The following is a 13,741-nucleotide window of genomic DNA, read 5'->3' on the forward strand; positions in this document are numbered from 1 at the left end:
ATGATGTTCACGCGCACCAAGTACCGCGCCAAGAAGATGGCCAAGAAGCTCAGCCAGGCCGGCATCCCCGCCGTGGACCTGCAGGGCAACCTCTCGCAGGGCGCGCGCGACCGCAACCTCGGCGCGTTCTCGGACGGCGACGTGCGCGTGCTCGTGGCCACGGACGTCGCCGCGCGCGGCGTGCACGTTGACGACGTCGAGCTGGTCGTGCACATCGACCCGCCCGCCGAGCACAAGTCCTACCTGCACCGCTCGGGCCGCACCGCCCGCGCCGGTGCCTCAGGTTCGGTCATCACGATCGCGACCACCGAGGAGCGCTCGGACGTCAACAAGCTCATGAAGAAGGCGGGTGTCACTCCGCAGGTGGACGAGGTCGGCCCCAACTCCGAGGTCGTGAAGGAGCTCGTGGGCGAGCGCGCCGAGCGCGTCGCTCCCCAGGCGGCCCCGGCAGCCACGCAGTCCGGTGACGGCAACCGTTCGGGCGGTCGCTCCGGTGGCCGTTCCGGCGGCCAGCGCGGTGGTTCCGGCCGCAATGGTTCCAAGCGCGGTGGCCAGGGCTCCGGCCAGCGCCAGAACCAGGGGCGCGGCCAGGGCCAGGGCGGCGGCCGTTCCGAGCGTTCGGACTCCGGGCGATCCTCCCGCGGCGGGCGTTCGACGTCGCGCCGCGGTCAGGGCGGCGACGCCGCCGGGTCCGGTTCGGCGCGCACGTCCTCCCCGCGGGGCGCCCGCGTGGGCTCGTCGCAGCGCGGCGGCGTCGGCCAGGTGCCGGACCGCGCCACGGCGGCGGCGCAGCGTCGTCGGCAGAACAACCGCTCGGGTCAGCCCTCGCGCTGAGTCCAGTCCCGGGAGGCTGCCCCGCCCGCGTGACCGCGCGGTGGGTGCTGCCCCCTGAACCACCGAACCCCCGGTCCGCATTGCGCGGGCCGGGGGCTCGTCGTACCGGGGGCCGCTCCAAAGGTGTCGAACCGCTCAGGTGCCGTGTTCGTGCGGCCGAATCACCGTGGTCTCGCCCACCGGCGGTGTGGCCGCCTCGGGAGTCGGCACCCGCCCAGGGGCTCAGGCCGGCGGGGTGAGCGAGCGCAGGAAGTCGAGCGTGACGTCCTCGTGGGAACTGACGAACACACGGTGCGGTCCCTCGGGAACGGGCTTGTCTCCCGGGACCACCACCACGGTCATGCCCGCGGCCACGGCGCTCTCCACACCCGGCTCGGAGTCCTCCACGGCCACGCAGTCGCGCGGGGGGACGCCAAGCAGGCGAGCGCCCGCGAGGTAGGGCTCCGGGTCCGGCTTGGCGCGGGACACGTCGTCGTGCGAGACGATCCGGGTGAGGACGTCCGGGGCGCCCGCTGAGGTGGTCCGGGCGACGGAGCCGAGCGCGTTGGTCACGATCGCCGCGGGAATCCCCGCTTCCTTCAGCTCGCGCAGCAGGGAGGGGATGCCCGGCAGGAACGGGATCTCGTGGTCCACGCTGCCGATCACGTGCTCCGCCAGCTGCCGGGTGATCTCTTCCACTGAGTCGGTGGCGCCGCGCTCGACCATGAGCCGGGCGGCGTCCTGCACCGTACCGCCCAGGGTGGCGTGGTCGTCCTCGGTGTCCCAGCTCTGCTGGTGGGTGCCGGCCACGTGGCGCTTGGCGGCAGCCCAGTGCGGCTCGGTGTCGACGAGCGTGCCGTCGTGGTCGAAGAGGACTGCTCGGGGGTAGGTCATGGTCACCTTTCGGCAGGGAACGACGGAGAAGAACGGAACCAGGCGGGCGCCGTTGGAACCCGTGAAGGCACGGTGCCGTGGGGTTCGCGGCCGGAGGGCCCAGCTCCGAGGAGGTCAGGAACCGGGGGCTGCTCGGCCCGTCCCAGCATGTGTCGGCTCAGAGCGCAGCTCAGTCCCGTGGCGCGAGCGAGCGCAGGAAGTCCAGTGTGAGGCTCGCGTGCTCGGGCACGTGAACGATCCGCGGCCCCGGTTCCACAGCCTGCTCACCGGGGACAACCACGGTCGCCATGCCCGCGGCCACGCCGGCGGCTGCTCCGGAGGGGGAGTCCTCCACGACCACGCAGTCCTCGGGCGCGACCCCCAGGCGGCGTGCAGCCTCGAGGTAGGCGTCCGGATCCGGCTTGGGGGTGACGCCCTGGGCCACCTCCTCGTCCCCGATGACCACCCGGAACAGGTTGTCCGGGGCGCGGCCGGCGGTGTGACGGGCCACCTCCGAGGTGGCGTTGGTGACGATCGCGGCGGGGATCCCGGCCCGGTCCAGCTCGTGGAGCAGGGGCTCGATCCCCGGGATGAACGTGGGCGTGTCCTCGGCCAGGACCTCCCGGAGGATCCCGTGGAACTCACGCTGGATCTCCTCCTGGCTGCCGGGAACTCCCAGTTCCCCGAGGCGGCGGATGGTGTGAGACAGCGGCATCCCCAGGGTGTCCCGGGTGTCCTTCTCGGACCACTTCCCGCCGTGCGCGGCCGTGATCCGCTGCTTGCCCCGTTCCCACAGCGGCTCGGTGTCCACAAGGGTGCCGTCGTGGTCGAAGAGGACGGCCCGGGGGAACTGTGAGGTGCACATGGGCCCAGGTTACGTCCCCGCTCCGACACGGCCCGGCACCCGCCACCTGCCACCGGCCACCATCCGGAGGACACCTATCATGGGGGCCATGAGCTCCCCGGCCCCGATCCTCCCCGCGAGACCCGGTTCGGCTCTCGCCCGCAGCTTCCCCGTGGTCATGGTGGTCGTGGCCGCCGCGCTGGCACTGTGGGTCGGCTTCGGGCGGGGCCTGGCCGGGCTGCTGGGCAGCCTCGCACCGGTCTACGCCCTGGCGATCGCCCTGCCCGTGCTCGCGCTGCACGTGGTGGCCGCCGCGCTCTTCCGCCGGGACAGCCTGGACCACCCCTCCCGCTCCGTGACCCGCCGGACCATGGCCACCGCTGCAGCGGCGTGGGTCGTCACCGCGTGCTTCGGGTTCTTCCTCCCGGACGCCACTCCCGAGGGGATGCGCTCCCTGTTCACCCACGTGGCCGGGGCCGAGTTCCTGGAGCTCGGTTACGGCTTCGTCAACATCTTCGGAGTGCTGACCGTGGCGCTCGCCGTGGCCCTCGTGCTGCTGGCCGTCACGGAGCAGCGTGTCACGGCCCGTCGTCTGCGCGGGGATCCGCTCACCGAGGACGAGCGCCTGGACCGGCTGGAGCGGGAGCAGCAGCAATGGTCGGGCCCCCGGTCATGACGGTGCCCCTGCGCTCCGCGCGGCTTCTGCTGCGGACCTACGACGCCGACGACGCGGCGTTCGTCCGCGACCTCTACTCGCGCGAGGCGGTGCAGCGCTTCCTCGGGAACGGCACCGCGCGCACCACCACGCTCGAGGCGGCGAGGGAGAAGATCGCCGGGTGGCAGGCCGCCTGGGACACGGATCCGGTGCTCGGCGTGTGGGCGGTGTGCGAGCCGGATGGTTCTCCTCTCGGCACCGTGCTGCTCAAACCCATCCCGGACTCAGGCACGGACACCGCGCATGACGTCGAGGTCGGGTGGCACCTGCACCCGGACGCGTGGGGTCGCGGCTGGGCCACCGAGGCGGCGCGCACCGTGCTCGACCATGCGTTCACCGCGGGCCTCGACCGGGTGGTCGCGGTGACCCATCCCGACAACACTGCTTCGCAGGCGGTCTGCCGACGGCTGGGGATGACGCACCGGGGCCGCACCCGCGCCTACTACGACGCCGAGTGCGAGCTCTTCGAGCTGGCGGCGGAGAATCCGGACCTGGTGGTGGGTGAGGACGGCCTGGCACGCCCCCTCTGGGCGGCCGGGGACCCCCTGCTGCGCGAGTACTACGACCACGAGTGGGGCATGCCCGTGCGGGAGGAGGTGGGGCTGTACGAGCGGATCGTGCTCGAGGGTTTCCAGTCCGGGCTCTCGTGGCGCACTGTGCTCGCCAAGCGGCCGGCGTTCCGAGAGGTCTTCCACGACTTCGACCCGGACGCCGTGGCCGCGATGGGCGAGGCTGACGTGCAGCGGCTCATGGGTGACGTGCGGATCATCCGCAACGAGCGCAAGATCCGCGCCGCAGTCACCAACGCGCGGGCCACGGTGGCGCTGCGCGAGCAGGAGGGCCTCGTGGACCTCGTGTGGTCCTTCCGCCCGGAGGAGACGCCCGAGCCGGTGCGCTTCGCGGAGGTCCCCACCGTCTCCGAGCGGAGCACCGCGCTGTCAAAGGAGCTGAAGCGACGCGGGTTCGCATTCGTGGGGCCCACCACCATGTACGCGCTCATGGAGGCGATCGGCATGGTGGACACGCACCTGGTGGGCAGCCACCGGCGCGGCAGCTCGGGTGAGTGGACGTGAGGCGGGCCGGGCCTCAGGTAACGGGGCCAGCGGCGTCGTGCCCTGACGCCGCCTGCTGACGACGAGGGGTGACGAGGGGGTCAACGACGCCGCCGGGCCGGGGTGCCCGGCCGGGATCAGCTCCCGCGGCGGCGCAGGTAACTCTGGCCGTGGGCGTCCTTCACCATCTCGTACTCGGACTGCAGGTTGCTATACCACTGCTGGGTCTGCTCGCTCATCTGCTCGTTGCCGCGCAGGTCCGCGGGGCTGCGGTCGGCGGGTCCCACGAACTTCATGACGAAGTCGTCGAAGCGCTTGAAGAGGCTGTGGCGCGGGCGGTCGGGGTCGCGGCGGCGGGACATGGGAGATCCTTTTCACGGGACGGACGGGGTGGTCTCACCCCGACGATTAGGGCACTAATCATAGCCTGTCCACCCCCGAATTCCCCCAGAATTCCGGCGCCGAGGGCTTCACAAAGCAGGTTGAGTGGACTAGACTCAAGATAATTGACAATCCGTTAGCCAAGCAGAAGGAGATGCTGTGGACACCAAGTTCACCACCAAGTCTCAGGAGGCCCTGAGTTCTGCGGCGTCGAACGCCGCGACCGCGGGCAACCCCAACATCGAGCCCGCCCACACCCTCAAGGCCCTCATGGACCAGCGGGACGGTGTGGCGGTCGCGGTCCTGAAGGCCACCGGCGCCAACGCCGACGCCGTGTCCCTCAAGGCCAGCACCATCATCCACGAGCTGCCGAGCGCGTCCGGCAGCTCCACGGCCCAGCCCCAGCTGAGCCGCACCGCGCTGCAGGCGCTGCAGGCCGCCGAGACCTATGCGCGCGAGCTGCAGGACGAGTACGTCTCCACGGAGCACATCCTTTACGGCCTGGCCGCGGGCCACGACAAGACCGCGGAGGCTCTGAAGAACGCCGGTGTCACCACCGAGGCGCTCGCCGAGGCCATTCCGCAGGTCCGCGGTGACCGCCGCGTCACCAGCCCGGACCCGGAGGGGACCTTTCAGTCCCTGGAGAAGTTCGGCACGGACCTCACCGCCATTGCGCGTGAGGGCAAGCTCGACCCGGTGATCGGCCGCGACTCGGAGATCCGCCGCGTGGTCCAGGTGCTCTCCCGGCGCACCAAGAACAATCCCGTGCTGATCGGCGAGCCCGGCGTGGGCAAGACCGCCGTGGTGGAAGGCCTCGCGCAGCGCATGGTCGCAGGGGACGTCCCCGAGTCCCTGCGCGGGAAGACGCTGATCTCCCTGGACCTCGGGTCCATGGTGGCCGGCGCGAAGTACCGCGGCGAGTTCGAGGAGCGACTGAAGGCCGTCCTGGACGAGATCAAGAAGTCCGAGGGTCAGATCGTCACGTTCATCGACGAGATCCACACCGTGGTGGGCGCGGGTGCGTCCGAGGGCTCCATGGACGCGGGCAACATGCTCAAGCCCATGCTGGCCCGCGGCGAGCTGCGCCTGATCGGCGCCACCACGCTGGACGAGTACCGCGAGAACATCGAGAAGGACGCCGCCCTGGAGCGTCGTTTCCAACAGGTCTACGTGGGAGAGCCCTCGGTGGAGGACACCGTGGCCATCCTGCGCGGGCTCAAGGAGCGCTACGAGGCGCACCACAAGGTGCAGATCGCGGACTCCGCTCTCGTGGCCGCGGCCCAGCTGTCCCACCGGTACATCCCCAGCCGTCAGTTGCCGGACAAGGCCATCGACCTGATCGATGAGGCCGCGTCCCGGTTGCGCATGGAGATCGACTCCGCCCCGGAGGAGATCGACGAGCTGCGCCGCTCGGTGGACCGTCTGACCATGGAGGAGCTCGCCCTGGACGGCGAGACCGATCCCGCCTCGGTGGAGCGCCTGGCCGCGCTGCGTCGTGACAAGGCGGACAAGCAGGCGGAGCTGGACGCGCTCAACGCCCGGTGGGAGTCCGAGAAGGCTGGCCTGAACCAGGTCGGCGAGCTCAAGGCGCGGATCGACGAACTGCGCTCGCAGGCCGAGCGCGCCCAGCGCAACGGGGACCTCGGCGAGGCCTCCCGGTTGCTGTACGGCGAGATCCCCGCCGCGCAGAAGCAGCTCGACGCCGCCCAGGCACAGGAGGACGCCAGCGGCGTCCCCGAGGACACCATGGTCTCGGAGGAGGTCACTGCGGACGACATCGCCGAAGTCATCTCCGCCTGGACGGGCATCCCCGCCGGCAAGATGCTGCAGGGCGAGTCCGAGAAGCTGCTGCACATGGAGGAGGTCCTGGGCAAGCGGCTGATCGGCCAGCGCAAGGCCGTGACCGCCGTGGCGGACGCGGTGCGCCGCTCCCGCGCGGGGATCTCGGACCCGGACCGGCCCATCGGCTCGTTCATGTTCCTCGGCCCCACAGGCGTGGGCAAGACCGAGCTGGCCAAGTCCCTCGCGGACTTCCAGTTCGACGACGAGCGCGCCCTGATCCGCATCGACATGTCCGAGTACTCGGAGAAGCACTCCGTCTCCCGCCTGGTCGGTGCCCCTCCGGGGTATGTGGGCTACGACGAGGGCGGGCAGCTGACCGAGGCCGTGCGCCGTCGCCCGTACTCCGTGGTGCTGCTGGACGAGGTGGAGAAGGCCCACCCGGAGGTCTTCGACATCCTGCTGCAGGTGCTTGACGACGGCCGGCTCACCGACGGGCAGGGCCGCACCGTGGACTTCCGCAACGTGATCCTGATCCTCACGTCCAACATGGGCAGCCAGTTCCTGGTGGACCCCACGATGGACGAGCAGGCCAAGAAAGACGCCGTGATGGGCGTGGTGAACGCGTCCTTCAAGCCGGAGTTCCTGAACCGGCTGGACGACATCATCATATTCGAGCCGCTGAGCACCGAGGACCTCGCGAAGATCGTGGACATCCAGGTTGCCCAGCTGGCCCGCCGCCTCGCGCAGCGCCGCCTGACCCTGGTGGTCACGCCCGCGGCGAGCGAGTGGCTCGGCGTGACCGGCTACGACCCCGCCTACGGCGCCCGTCCGCTGCGCCGACTGGTGCAGCGCGAGATCGGCGACCGCCTGGCGAAGGGGCTGCTGTCCGGAGCCATCCTGGACGGTGACACCGTGGTGGTGGACGTGAACCCGGACGTCGCCGAGGACGGGCTCACGGTCACGGCCGAGCGCAGCGAGTCCGACGCCTCCCGTGACAGGGATGACGACGACGTCGTGGACGCGGAGGTCGTGGAGGACTGACCCCGCGCACCGCTGGCCACGCGCCAGCACAGCGCGAAGCGCCGGGACAGAGGTGATCCGTCCCGGCGCTTCGTCGTGCGCACCCGCCGCTCGCCGTCGTGGCTCAGCGTCGCGCGGGAGGCTCCGGATCCACGTAGCTGTCCCGCGCGTAGTCGTAGTCGACGGGGCGCCCGTCCTCGTCCGTGCGCTGGTACCAGGAGCTCATGCGCTCGCCGGTGGAGTCGACGTCGGCTCCGGCGGCAGAGGGCCCCTCCTGGTGACGGACCTCCAGAGCGAAGTCGTCACCGTGGTCTCCCATGCCCTGGCGCACGGCGTTGTCCAGGGCGGTGCGGGCGTAGCGGTAGCGCAGGCTCAAGGGGTCCGTGGAGAGGTCCCGCAGGAAGGCGGGGATGAGGGCCAGCAGGATGATCGCGAAGGGTAGGGCCGCAACGGTCACGAGATCCTGAAGCCCCTGCAGGGCGTCGGAGCCTCCGACCGCGAGCATCACGGCGGCGACCCCGGCCAGGGCCACTCCCCAGAAGATCACGATCTTGCGGTCCGGCTCCGGCTTGCCCTGCTGAGACATCGAGGCCATCACGAGCGTCGCGGAGTCCGCGGAGGTGATGAAGAAGACGGCGAGCAGCACCATGATGGCGATCGGCGTGACCTGGGAGAACGGCAGGGCGTCCAGGACCCGGAACAGCATGTCCTCGGGGGACGCGGCGCCGGCAACGTCCGTGCCGGAGCGCTGCAACCAGATGGCGGTGCCGCCGAAGATCGAGAACGCGAGCACACAGATCACCGTGGGGGCCAGCAGCACCACGCTCACGTACTGGCGCAGGGTGCGACCGCGCGAGATGCGGGCCACGAAGACCCCCACGAAAGGCGCCCAGGACACCCACCACGCCCAGTAGAACAGGGTCCACGAGCGCATGAAGTCCTCGGCCTCGGGGCCCCACGAGGCGGAGAGGGCGAGCATCTGGAACATCTCCGCGAAGTAGGTGCCCACCACGGAGGGGATGAAGTTGAGCAGGAACACGGTGGGCCCGGCCACGAAGAGGAAGAACGCCACCACGGCCGCGAGCACCATGTTGAAGTTGGACAGCAGGCGGATGCCCTTGGCCACCCCGGAGACCGCGGAGACCAGGAACACGCAGGTCAGCACGGCGATGATCGCGATCAGCACACCGTTGCCCACCCGGCCCATCCCCGTGACGATCTGCAGCCCGCTGCCGATCTGCAGCGTGCCGAGCCCCAGGGAGGCGGAGGTGGCGAAGAGGATGCCCACGATCGCGAACATGTCGATGAACCGCCCGCCCACGGTGAGGTGGGCCCGCTGGCCGAAGATGGCCGACATCAGCAGCGGCCGTCCGCGCCGGTAGGCGGCATAACCCACCGCGGCGCCCACGAGCGCGTAGATGGCCCACGCCTGCAGGCCCCAGTGGAAGATGGTCTGGGCCATGGCGGAGTGCATTGCGTGGAAGCTCTCGGCCTCGGCGCGCCCCGGGGGAGGGGTCATGTAGTAGGTCACCGGTTCGTACACACCGAAGAAGATGAGGCCCACGCCCATGCCCGCGGCGAAGAGCATCGCGATCCACGAGCGCATGGAGTATGCGGGCTCCTCGCCGTCCTTGCCGAGCGGGATGCGTCCGTAGCGGGAGAAGCCCACGTAGAGCAGGAACAGCAGCACGATGGCCGCCAGCAGGGTGAAGATCCACCCGCCGTACGTCACCACCGTGTTCAGGGCGGACGTCGAGACCGTGGTCAGGGACTCCGTGGACACCGCGCCCCAGATCACGAACCCCACGATGAGTGCACCGGCGACACCGAACGTGATCTTGTCGGTGCGGTAGCGCACCCGCTGCTCCTCCACGGACACGCCGGGCACCAGGCCCGGGTGGGTGTCGTGGGGGTACTGGCCGGTGGGCCGGGGGCTGTCGTCAGGGGACGAGCTCATGGGAAACCTGCGTTCTGGTGCGGGGAAACGCGGGCGACGCCGCCCGGGCCGTCCCACTGTACCGGCCCCTTGCGGAGGCGGCGGGGAGCCGCGGATCGGCCCGGGGTGAACGGGGCCACGGGCGGTGCGCGAGACGCGGTCAAAACATGTACCCTGGACTCACGAAAAACTGACAAGACACTCCGGGGCCGTACTGTGTGCTCAACACGGCACCGCCCACCGGACACGAGACGCAGAGGGGGTCACGCCATGGGGCGCGGCCGTCAAAAGGCGAAGGCGACACGACAGGCGCGGGAGATCAAGTACTTCAGCCCGCAGACCGACTACTCGGCCCTGCAGCGCGAGCTGCGCGGCACGAAACCGTCCTCCCGAGCCGCTGACCACGAGGAAAGCTCCGACGAGGAGGACAACTATTCGTCCTACGCGGAGAAGTACTCCGACTACGACTGACCCGGCCCCGGTGCGTTCCCTTTCGTTGCTGCGCGAGCCGGAGGCCGTGGTCGCTCCGGGGGACAGCGGCACGACACCTCTGCAGCAGGCGCCGCAGACCTGATGGTCACCGCAGCCGTGGTGCCACACGAAGAACCGCCCGCACAGACGTGTGGGCGGTTCTTCGTGTGGGCGGGGTATCCGTGTGGGGCTCTCTGGGAGCCCCACGTTCAGCCTCAGCTCGCGTAGGAACCCGTCATGAGCACGCCGCCACCGGCCACGCCCTTGGCGCCCTGCACCCAGTCGCTGCCGTGGCGGGCCGCGTCCGGATCCACGGGACCGATGCGTCCCATGATCCAGGCGGGCAGGCCACGGGCCTCGAGGTGGGCCACGGCGGCGTCGGCGACCTCGGGGTCGACGATGGCTACCATGCCCACGCCCAGGTTCAGGGTGCGCTCCAGGTCGGAGAGCGGCACGCGGCCGAGCTCGGAGACCAGCCGGAACACCGGGGGCAGGGACCACGTGGCGCGCTCCACCGTGGCCTGCAGGTTCTCGGGCAGCACGCGGGCGAGGTTCGCCGCGAGTCCGCCGCCGGTCACGTGGGAGAAACCGCGCACGCCGTGGCCCGTGGCGCCGTCGGCCCCGTTGACCGGGAAGGCGCGCGCGAGGTCCAGCACGTCCGCGGCGTACACGCGCGTGGGCTCGAGCAGCTCCTCGCCCAGGCTGCGTCCCAGCTCGTCCACCTGGCGGTCCAGCTGCCAGCCGGCCATCTCGACCACGCGGCGCACCAGGGAGTAGCCGTTGGAGTGCAGGCCCGAGGACGCCATCGCGATGACCACGTCACCGTCGCGCACCCGCTGCGGGCCGAGCAGCTCGTCCGCCTCGACGACGCCGGTGGCGGCGCCGGCGACGTCGTACTCGTCCACGCCCAGCAGACCGGGGTGCTCAGCGGTCTCCCCGCCCACCAGGGCGGTGCCGGCCGCCTCGCAGGCCGACGCGATGCCGCGCACGATGTCCGCCACGCGCTCGGGGACCACCTTGCCGGTGGCGATGTAGTCGGTCATGAACAGGGGCTTGGCACCCACCACCACGATGTCGTCCACGACCATGCCCACGAGGTCCCACCCGATGGTGTCGTGGACGTCCAGCGCCTGGGCCACGGCCACCTTGGTGCCCACGCCGTCCGTGGACGTGGCCAGGTATGGCTTGCGGTAGGTCGTGAGCTCGGAGACGTCGAAGAGCCCGGCGAAGCCGCCCACGCCGCCCACGACGCCGGAGGTGTGGGTCGCCTTGACCGCGGCCTTCATGAGCTCAACGGCGCGGTCCCCGGCTTCCACGTCCACCCCCGCGCTCGCGTAGGTCACGGACCGGGAGTCCTGGGGCTGCTCGGGGCTCATGCGGTGGTCTCCTCGTGCTCGGGTGCGGTGCTCGTGACGGTTGTCACGAGGTCCTCGGAGGGCTCGGCGTGGGCACCGGGTGCTTCCAGCACGGCCTTGCCGAGCCGGTCCGCCTTGGGCAGCGCGGTGGGGTAGTCCCCGGAGAAGCACGCGGTGCACAGGTTCCCGCGGGACTGCTTGGTGGCCTCGATCATGCCGTCCTCGGAGATGTAGCCGAGCGTGTCGGCTCCGAGCGAGGCGCGCACACCCTCCACCGAAATGCCGTTGGCGATCAGCTCGGCGGGGGAGGCGAAGTCGATTCCGTAGAAGCACGGCCACTTGATGGGCGGGGAGGAGATCCGCACGTGGATCTCCGCGGCACCGGCCTCGCGCAGCATCCGCACGAGTGCGCGCTGGGTGTTGCCGCGCACGATCGAGTCGTCCACGACCACCAGGCGCTTGCCCGCCACGATGGAGCGCAGTGGGTTGAGCTTGAGTCGGATGCCGAGCTGGCGGATGGTGTCCGAAGGTTCGATGAACGTGCGGCCCACGTAGGAGTTCTTCACGAGACCGTGCCCGAACGGGATGCCAGCGGCCTCGGCGTAGCCGATCGCGGCGGGCGTGCCGGACTCGGGCGTGGGCATCACGAGGTCCGCCTCCACGGCGTGCTCGCGGGCCAGCTGACGGCCCATCTCCACCCGGGACTCGTAGACCGAGCGCCCGTTGATGGTGGTGTCCGGGCGGGCCAGGTACACGTACTCGAACACGCAGCCCGCAGGGGTGGCCTCCGCGAAACGGCGCGAGCGCAGGCCGTTCTCGTCGATCGCGATGAATTCCCCGGGCTCCACCTCACGCACCAGGGAGGCGCCCACGATGTCCAGGGCGGCGGTCTCGGAGGCGACCACCCAGCCACGCTCCAGGCGGCCCAGCACGAGGGGGCGAACCCCCAGCGGGTCTCGCGCGGCGTAGAGCGTGGTCTCGTCCATGAACGTGAGGCAGAACGAGCCGACGAGCTGCGGCAGCAGCTTCATGGCCGCTTCCTCGAGTGAGTTCAGGGGATGCTCGGCGAGCAGGGCGGTGATCAGCGCGGTGTCCGTGGTGTTGCCCCGGGCCATCTCGCCGCGGGACGGGAAGCCGGACTTGTCCAGCAGCAGGTCGTAGAGCTCCGCGGAGTTCGTGAGGTTGCCGTTGTGGGCCAGGGCGAGCGTGCCGTGCGGTGTGGCGCCGAGCGTGGGCTGCGCGTTCGCCCAGTGGGACGCTCCAGTCGTGGAGTAGCGCGCGTGGCCCACGGCCAGGTAGCCCTTGAGCGTGTTGAGCGTGGTCTCGTCGAAGACCTGGGACACGAGTCCCATGTCCTTGTAGACAGAGATCCGCCCGCCGTCCGAGGTGGCGATACCCGCGGACTCCTGCCCGCGGTGCTGCAGCGCGTACAGCCCGTAGTAGGTCAGTTTGGAGACGTCCTCGCCCGGGGCCCACACACCGAACACGCCGCACGCGTCCTGGGGGCCCTTCTCGCCGGGGAGAAGGTCATGGGAGAGTTTTCCGTCAGCACGAGCCACGGGTCAAGTGTCTCACGCCCCGGGGTGCTCGCCACCCCCGCGGACATCCTGGACCTCGGCGGCCCCGGTGCGGGCTCGTTTTACGGAGATCCGGTCCAGCACGAGCCCCACGATCGCGCCCACGGCACCGCCGATGATCAGGAACGTCATGAGGAAGAACCCGATGATCGCCGCGCGGGTGTACGCGATCGATCCGGGGCCGAGCGCGCCGATCAGCAGCCCGGCGATCGCCCCGATCGCCGCTCCGGCGGCCAGGAACGCGGTCACGTTGGGTGCACGGCGCACCGTGACCTCCTGGGTGGTGGTTCCGGGACGGGGTGCGCTCTCGGGGGACTCGCGGTGGACGGACGTCATGGTCTCCACGGTATCGCGCGTGCGGGGGTGGTGTGTCCGGCGGGCGGGCGGGGGCACTTGCGATCTGCTGGGAGTTTTCGGCGCGTTGGCCGGACGCTGCCGAGTCTGCGGTCCGGGGTCGGTCCCCGCCGTCTCCGCACCCGGTCCGTTCCGCGTGTTGGTCTCCTTCGGGGTCCGCCCGGCAGATTCGCCCGCACCCACTCGGCGGTCTGCGCCCGGTGGCGTCAGCGGAAAAGCGGCATCCACCCGCTGAGGTCGGTGCGGGTTCCCGACGCCGCCACGCTCCCGGCGGCGACGGCGCCGGCCCAGGTCTCGGCGCCCGTGGCCAGGGACAACCACGTGGCGGCATCCGTCTCCACCACGTTGGGCGGGGTGCCCCTGGTGTGCCGGGGCCCGGCCACACACTGGGTGACACCGAACGGCGGGACACGCACCTCCACGGAGTTGCCCTCCGCGCGGGTGCCGAGCTCCTCGAGGCAGTAGCGCACGGCGGTGGCCACGGTGCGGCGGTCGGCGGCCTCCGGGTCCTCCCGCCAGCGGGCGAGGGCCAGGGTGCCGTCAGCGGGGTCGATCCTGCGTCGCATCA

Annotated in this window: 13 protein-coding genes and 1 pseudogene; 6 read left to right on the top strand and 8 right to left on the bottom strand. The window is 70.8% G+C overall.

Going from position 1 to position 13,741, the window contains the following annotated elements; genetic code table 11:
* Positions 1–834 (top strand): helicase-related protein (locus B3G12_RS03995; RefSeq protein ID WP_290499209.1); only part of this gene is annotated, 834 nt, incomplete at its 5' end.
* A 222-nt stretch (positions 835–1,056) separates the two neighbouring features.
* Here the strand turns inward: B3G12_RS03995 and B3G12_RS04000 are convergent.
* Together B3G12_RS04000 and B3G12_RS04005 are read right to left on the bottom strand one after the other, a co-directional pair.
* Entirely contained in the window at positions 1,057–1,707 is a 651-nt protein-coding gene (locus B3G12_RS04000; RefSeq protein WP_144940961.1) for an HAD family hydrolase, read from the bottom strand.
* A gap of 169 nt (positions 1,708–1,876) precedes the next feature.
* Positions 1,877–2,551, bottom strand: coding sequence for an HAD family hydrolase (locus B3G12_RS04005; protein ID WP_144940957.1), 675 nt, complete (start codon positions 2,549–2,551; stop codon positions 1,877–1,879).
* An 88-nt stretch (positions 2,552–2,639) separates the two neighbouring features.
* On the opposite strand from B3G12_RS04005, the gene B3G12_RS04010 reads away from it, so the two are divergent.
* From B3G12_RS04010 to B3G12_RS04020, 3 genes and pseudogenes are all read left to right on the top strand, one after another.
* Positions 2,640–3,206, top strand: a complete 567-nt coding sequence (locus tag B3G12_RS04010; RefSeq protein ID WP_144940953.1) for a hypothetical protein — start codon at positions 2,640–2,642, stop codon at positions 3,204–3,206.
* Positions 3,203–3,652, top strand: a pseudogene (locus B3G12_RS04015) (GNAT family N-acetyltransferase); the annotation flags it as partial. The gene B3G12_RS04010 and the pseudogene B3G12_RS04015, both read left to right, overlap by 4 nt.
* Positions 3,653–3,715: 63 nt before the next feature.
* Entirely contained in the window at positions 3,716–4,318 is a 603-nt protein-coding gene (locus B3G12_RS04020; RefSeq protein ID WP_244944753.1) for a DNA-3-methyladenine glycosylase I, read from the top strand.
* Between the two features lie 116 nt (positions 4,319–4,434).
* Here the strand turns inward: B3G12_RS04020 and B3G12_RS04025 are convergent, their stop codons facing one another.
* Positions 4,435–4,659, bottom strand: a complete 225-nt coding sequence (locus B3G12_RS04025; RefSeq protein ID WP_144940950.1) for a hypothetical protein — start codon at positions 4,657–4,659, stop codon at positions 4,435–4,437.
* Between the two features lie 178 nt (positions 4,660–4,837).
* Between B3G12_RS04025 and clpB the strand changes: the two genes are divergently transcribed.
* Positions 4,838–7,501, top strand: a complete 2,664-nt coding sequence (gene clpB / locus B3G12_RS04030) for an ATP-dependent chaperone ClpB (protein WP_144940948.1) — start codon at positions 4,838–4,840, stop codon at positions 7,499–7,501.
* A 103-nt stretch (positions 7,502–7,604) separates the two neighbouring features.
* Here clpB and B3G12_RS04035 read toward each other — a convergent pair whose 3' ends face one another.
* Positions 7,605–9,437: a BCCT family transporter gene (locus tag B3G12_RS04035; RefSeq protein WP_290499210.1), complete on the bottom strand. Its 1,833-nt coding sequence runs from the start codon at positions 9,435–9,437 to the stop codon at positions 7,605–7,607.
* A gap of 249 nt (positions 9,438–9,686) precedes the next feature.
* On the opposite strand from B3G12_RS04035, the gene B3G12_RS04040 reads away from it, so the two are divergent.
* The gene (locus tag B3G12_RS04040) at positions 9,687–9,887 is read left to right on the top strand and encodes a DUF3073 domain-containing protein (protein WP_068471186.1); all 201 of its coding nucleotides are present in this window, start codon (positions 9,687–9,689) and stop codon (positions 9,885–9,887) included.
* 215 nt (positions 9,888–10,102) lie between these two features.
* On the opposite strand, the gene purM is transcribed toward B3G12_RS04040, so the two are convergent.
* From purM to B3G12_RS04060, 4 genes are all read right to left on the bottom strand, one after another.
* A complete protein-coding gene (purM, locus tag B3G12_RS04045; RefSeq protein WP_144940942.1) occupies positions 10,103–11,263 on the bottom strand; it encodes a phosphoribosylformylglycinamidine cyclo-ligase in 1,161 nt (386 codons plus the stop codon).
* Positions 11,260–12,801 (bottom strand): amidophosphoribosyltransferase, encoded by a 1,542-nt coding sequence (gene purF / locus B3G12_RS04050; RefSeq protein WP_144940939.1) that lies wholly within the window; start codon positions 12,799–12,801, stop codon positions 11,260–11,262. The genes purM and purF overlap by 4 nt, the downstream gene beginning before the upstream one ends.
* A gap of 12 nt (positions 12,802–12,813) precedes the next feature.
* Positions 12,814–13,155 (bottom strand): hypothetical protein, encoded by a 342-nt coding sequence (locus tag B3G12_RS04055; RefSeq protein WP_144940936.1) that lies wholly within the window; start codon positions 13,153–13,155, stop codon positions 12,814–12,816.
* Positions 13,156–13,379: 224 nt separating this feature from the next.
* A complete protein-coding gene (locus B3G12_RS04060) occupies positions 13,380–13,739 on the bottom strand; it encodes a sterol carrier family protein (protein ID WP_144940933.1) in 360 nt (119 codons plus the stop codon).
* Positions 13,740–13,741: the final 2 nt, after the last annotated feature.

Source organism: Kocuria sp. UBA5001 (assembly GCF_002398425.1).
GTDB classification, from domain to species: domain Bacteria; phylum Actinomycetota; class Actinomycetes; order Actinomycetales; family Micrococcaceae; genus Kocuria; species Kocuria salsicia.

What these genes read in the sequence shown, in the direction of transcription:
- B3G12_RS04000 (WP_144940961.1), bottom strand. Translation starts at nt 1,707, where the DNA reads ATGACCTACCCCCGAGCAGTCCTCTTCGACCACGACGGCACGCTCGTC.
- B3G12_RS04005 (WP_144940957.1), bottom strand. Translation starts at nt 2,551, where the DNA reads ATGTGCACCTCACAGTTCCCCCGGGCCGTCCTCTTCGACCACGACGGC.
- B3G12_RS04010 (WP_144940953.1), top strand. Translation starts at nt 2,640, where the DNA reads ATGAGCTCCCCGGCCCCGATCCTCCCCGCGAGACCCGGTTCGGCTCTC.
- B3G12_RS04025 (WP_144940950.1), bottom strand. Translation starts at nt 4,659, where the DNA reads ATGTCCCGCCGCCGCGACCCCGACCGCCCGCGCCACAGCCTCTTCAAG.
- B3G12_RS04035 (WP_290499210.1), bottom strand. Translation starts at nt 9,437, where the DNA reads ATGAGCTCGTCCCCTGACGACAGCCCCCGGCCCACCGGCCAGTACCCC.
- B3G12_RS04040 (WP_068471186.1), top strand. Translation starts at nt 9,687, where the DNA reads ATGGGGCGCGGCCGTCAAAAGGCGAAGGCGACACGACAGGCGCGGGAG.
- purM (WP_144940942.1), bottom strand. Translation starts at nt 11,263, where the DNA reads ATGAGCCCCGAGCAGCCCCAGGACTCCCGGTCCGTGACCTACGCGAGC.
- B3G12_RS04055 (WP_144940936.1), bottom strand. Translation starts at nt 13,155, where the DNA reads ATGACGTCCGTCCACCGCGAGTCCCCCGAGAGCGCACCCCGTCCCGGA.
- B3G12_RS04060 (WP_144940933.1), bottom strand. Translation starts at nt 13,739, where the DNA reads ATGCGACGCAGGATCGACCCCGCTGACGGCACCCTGGCCCTCGCCCGC.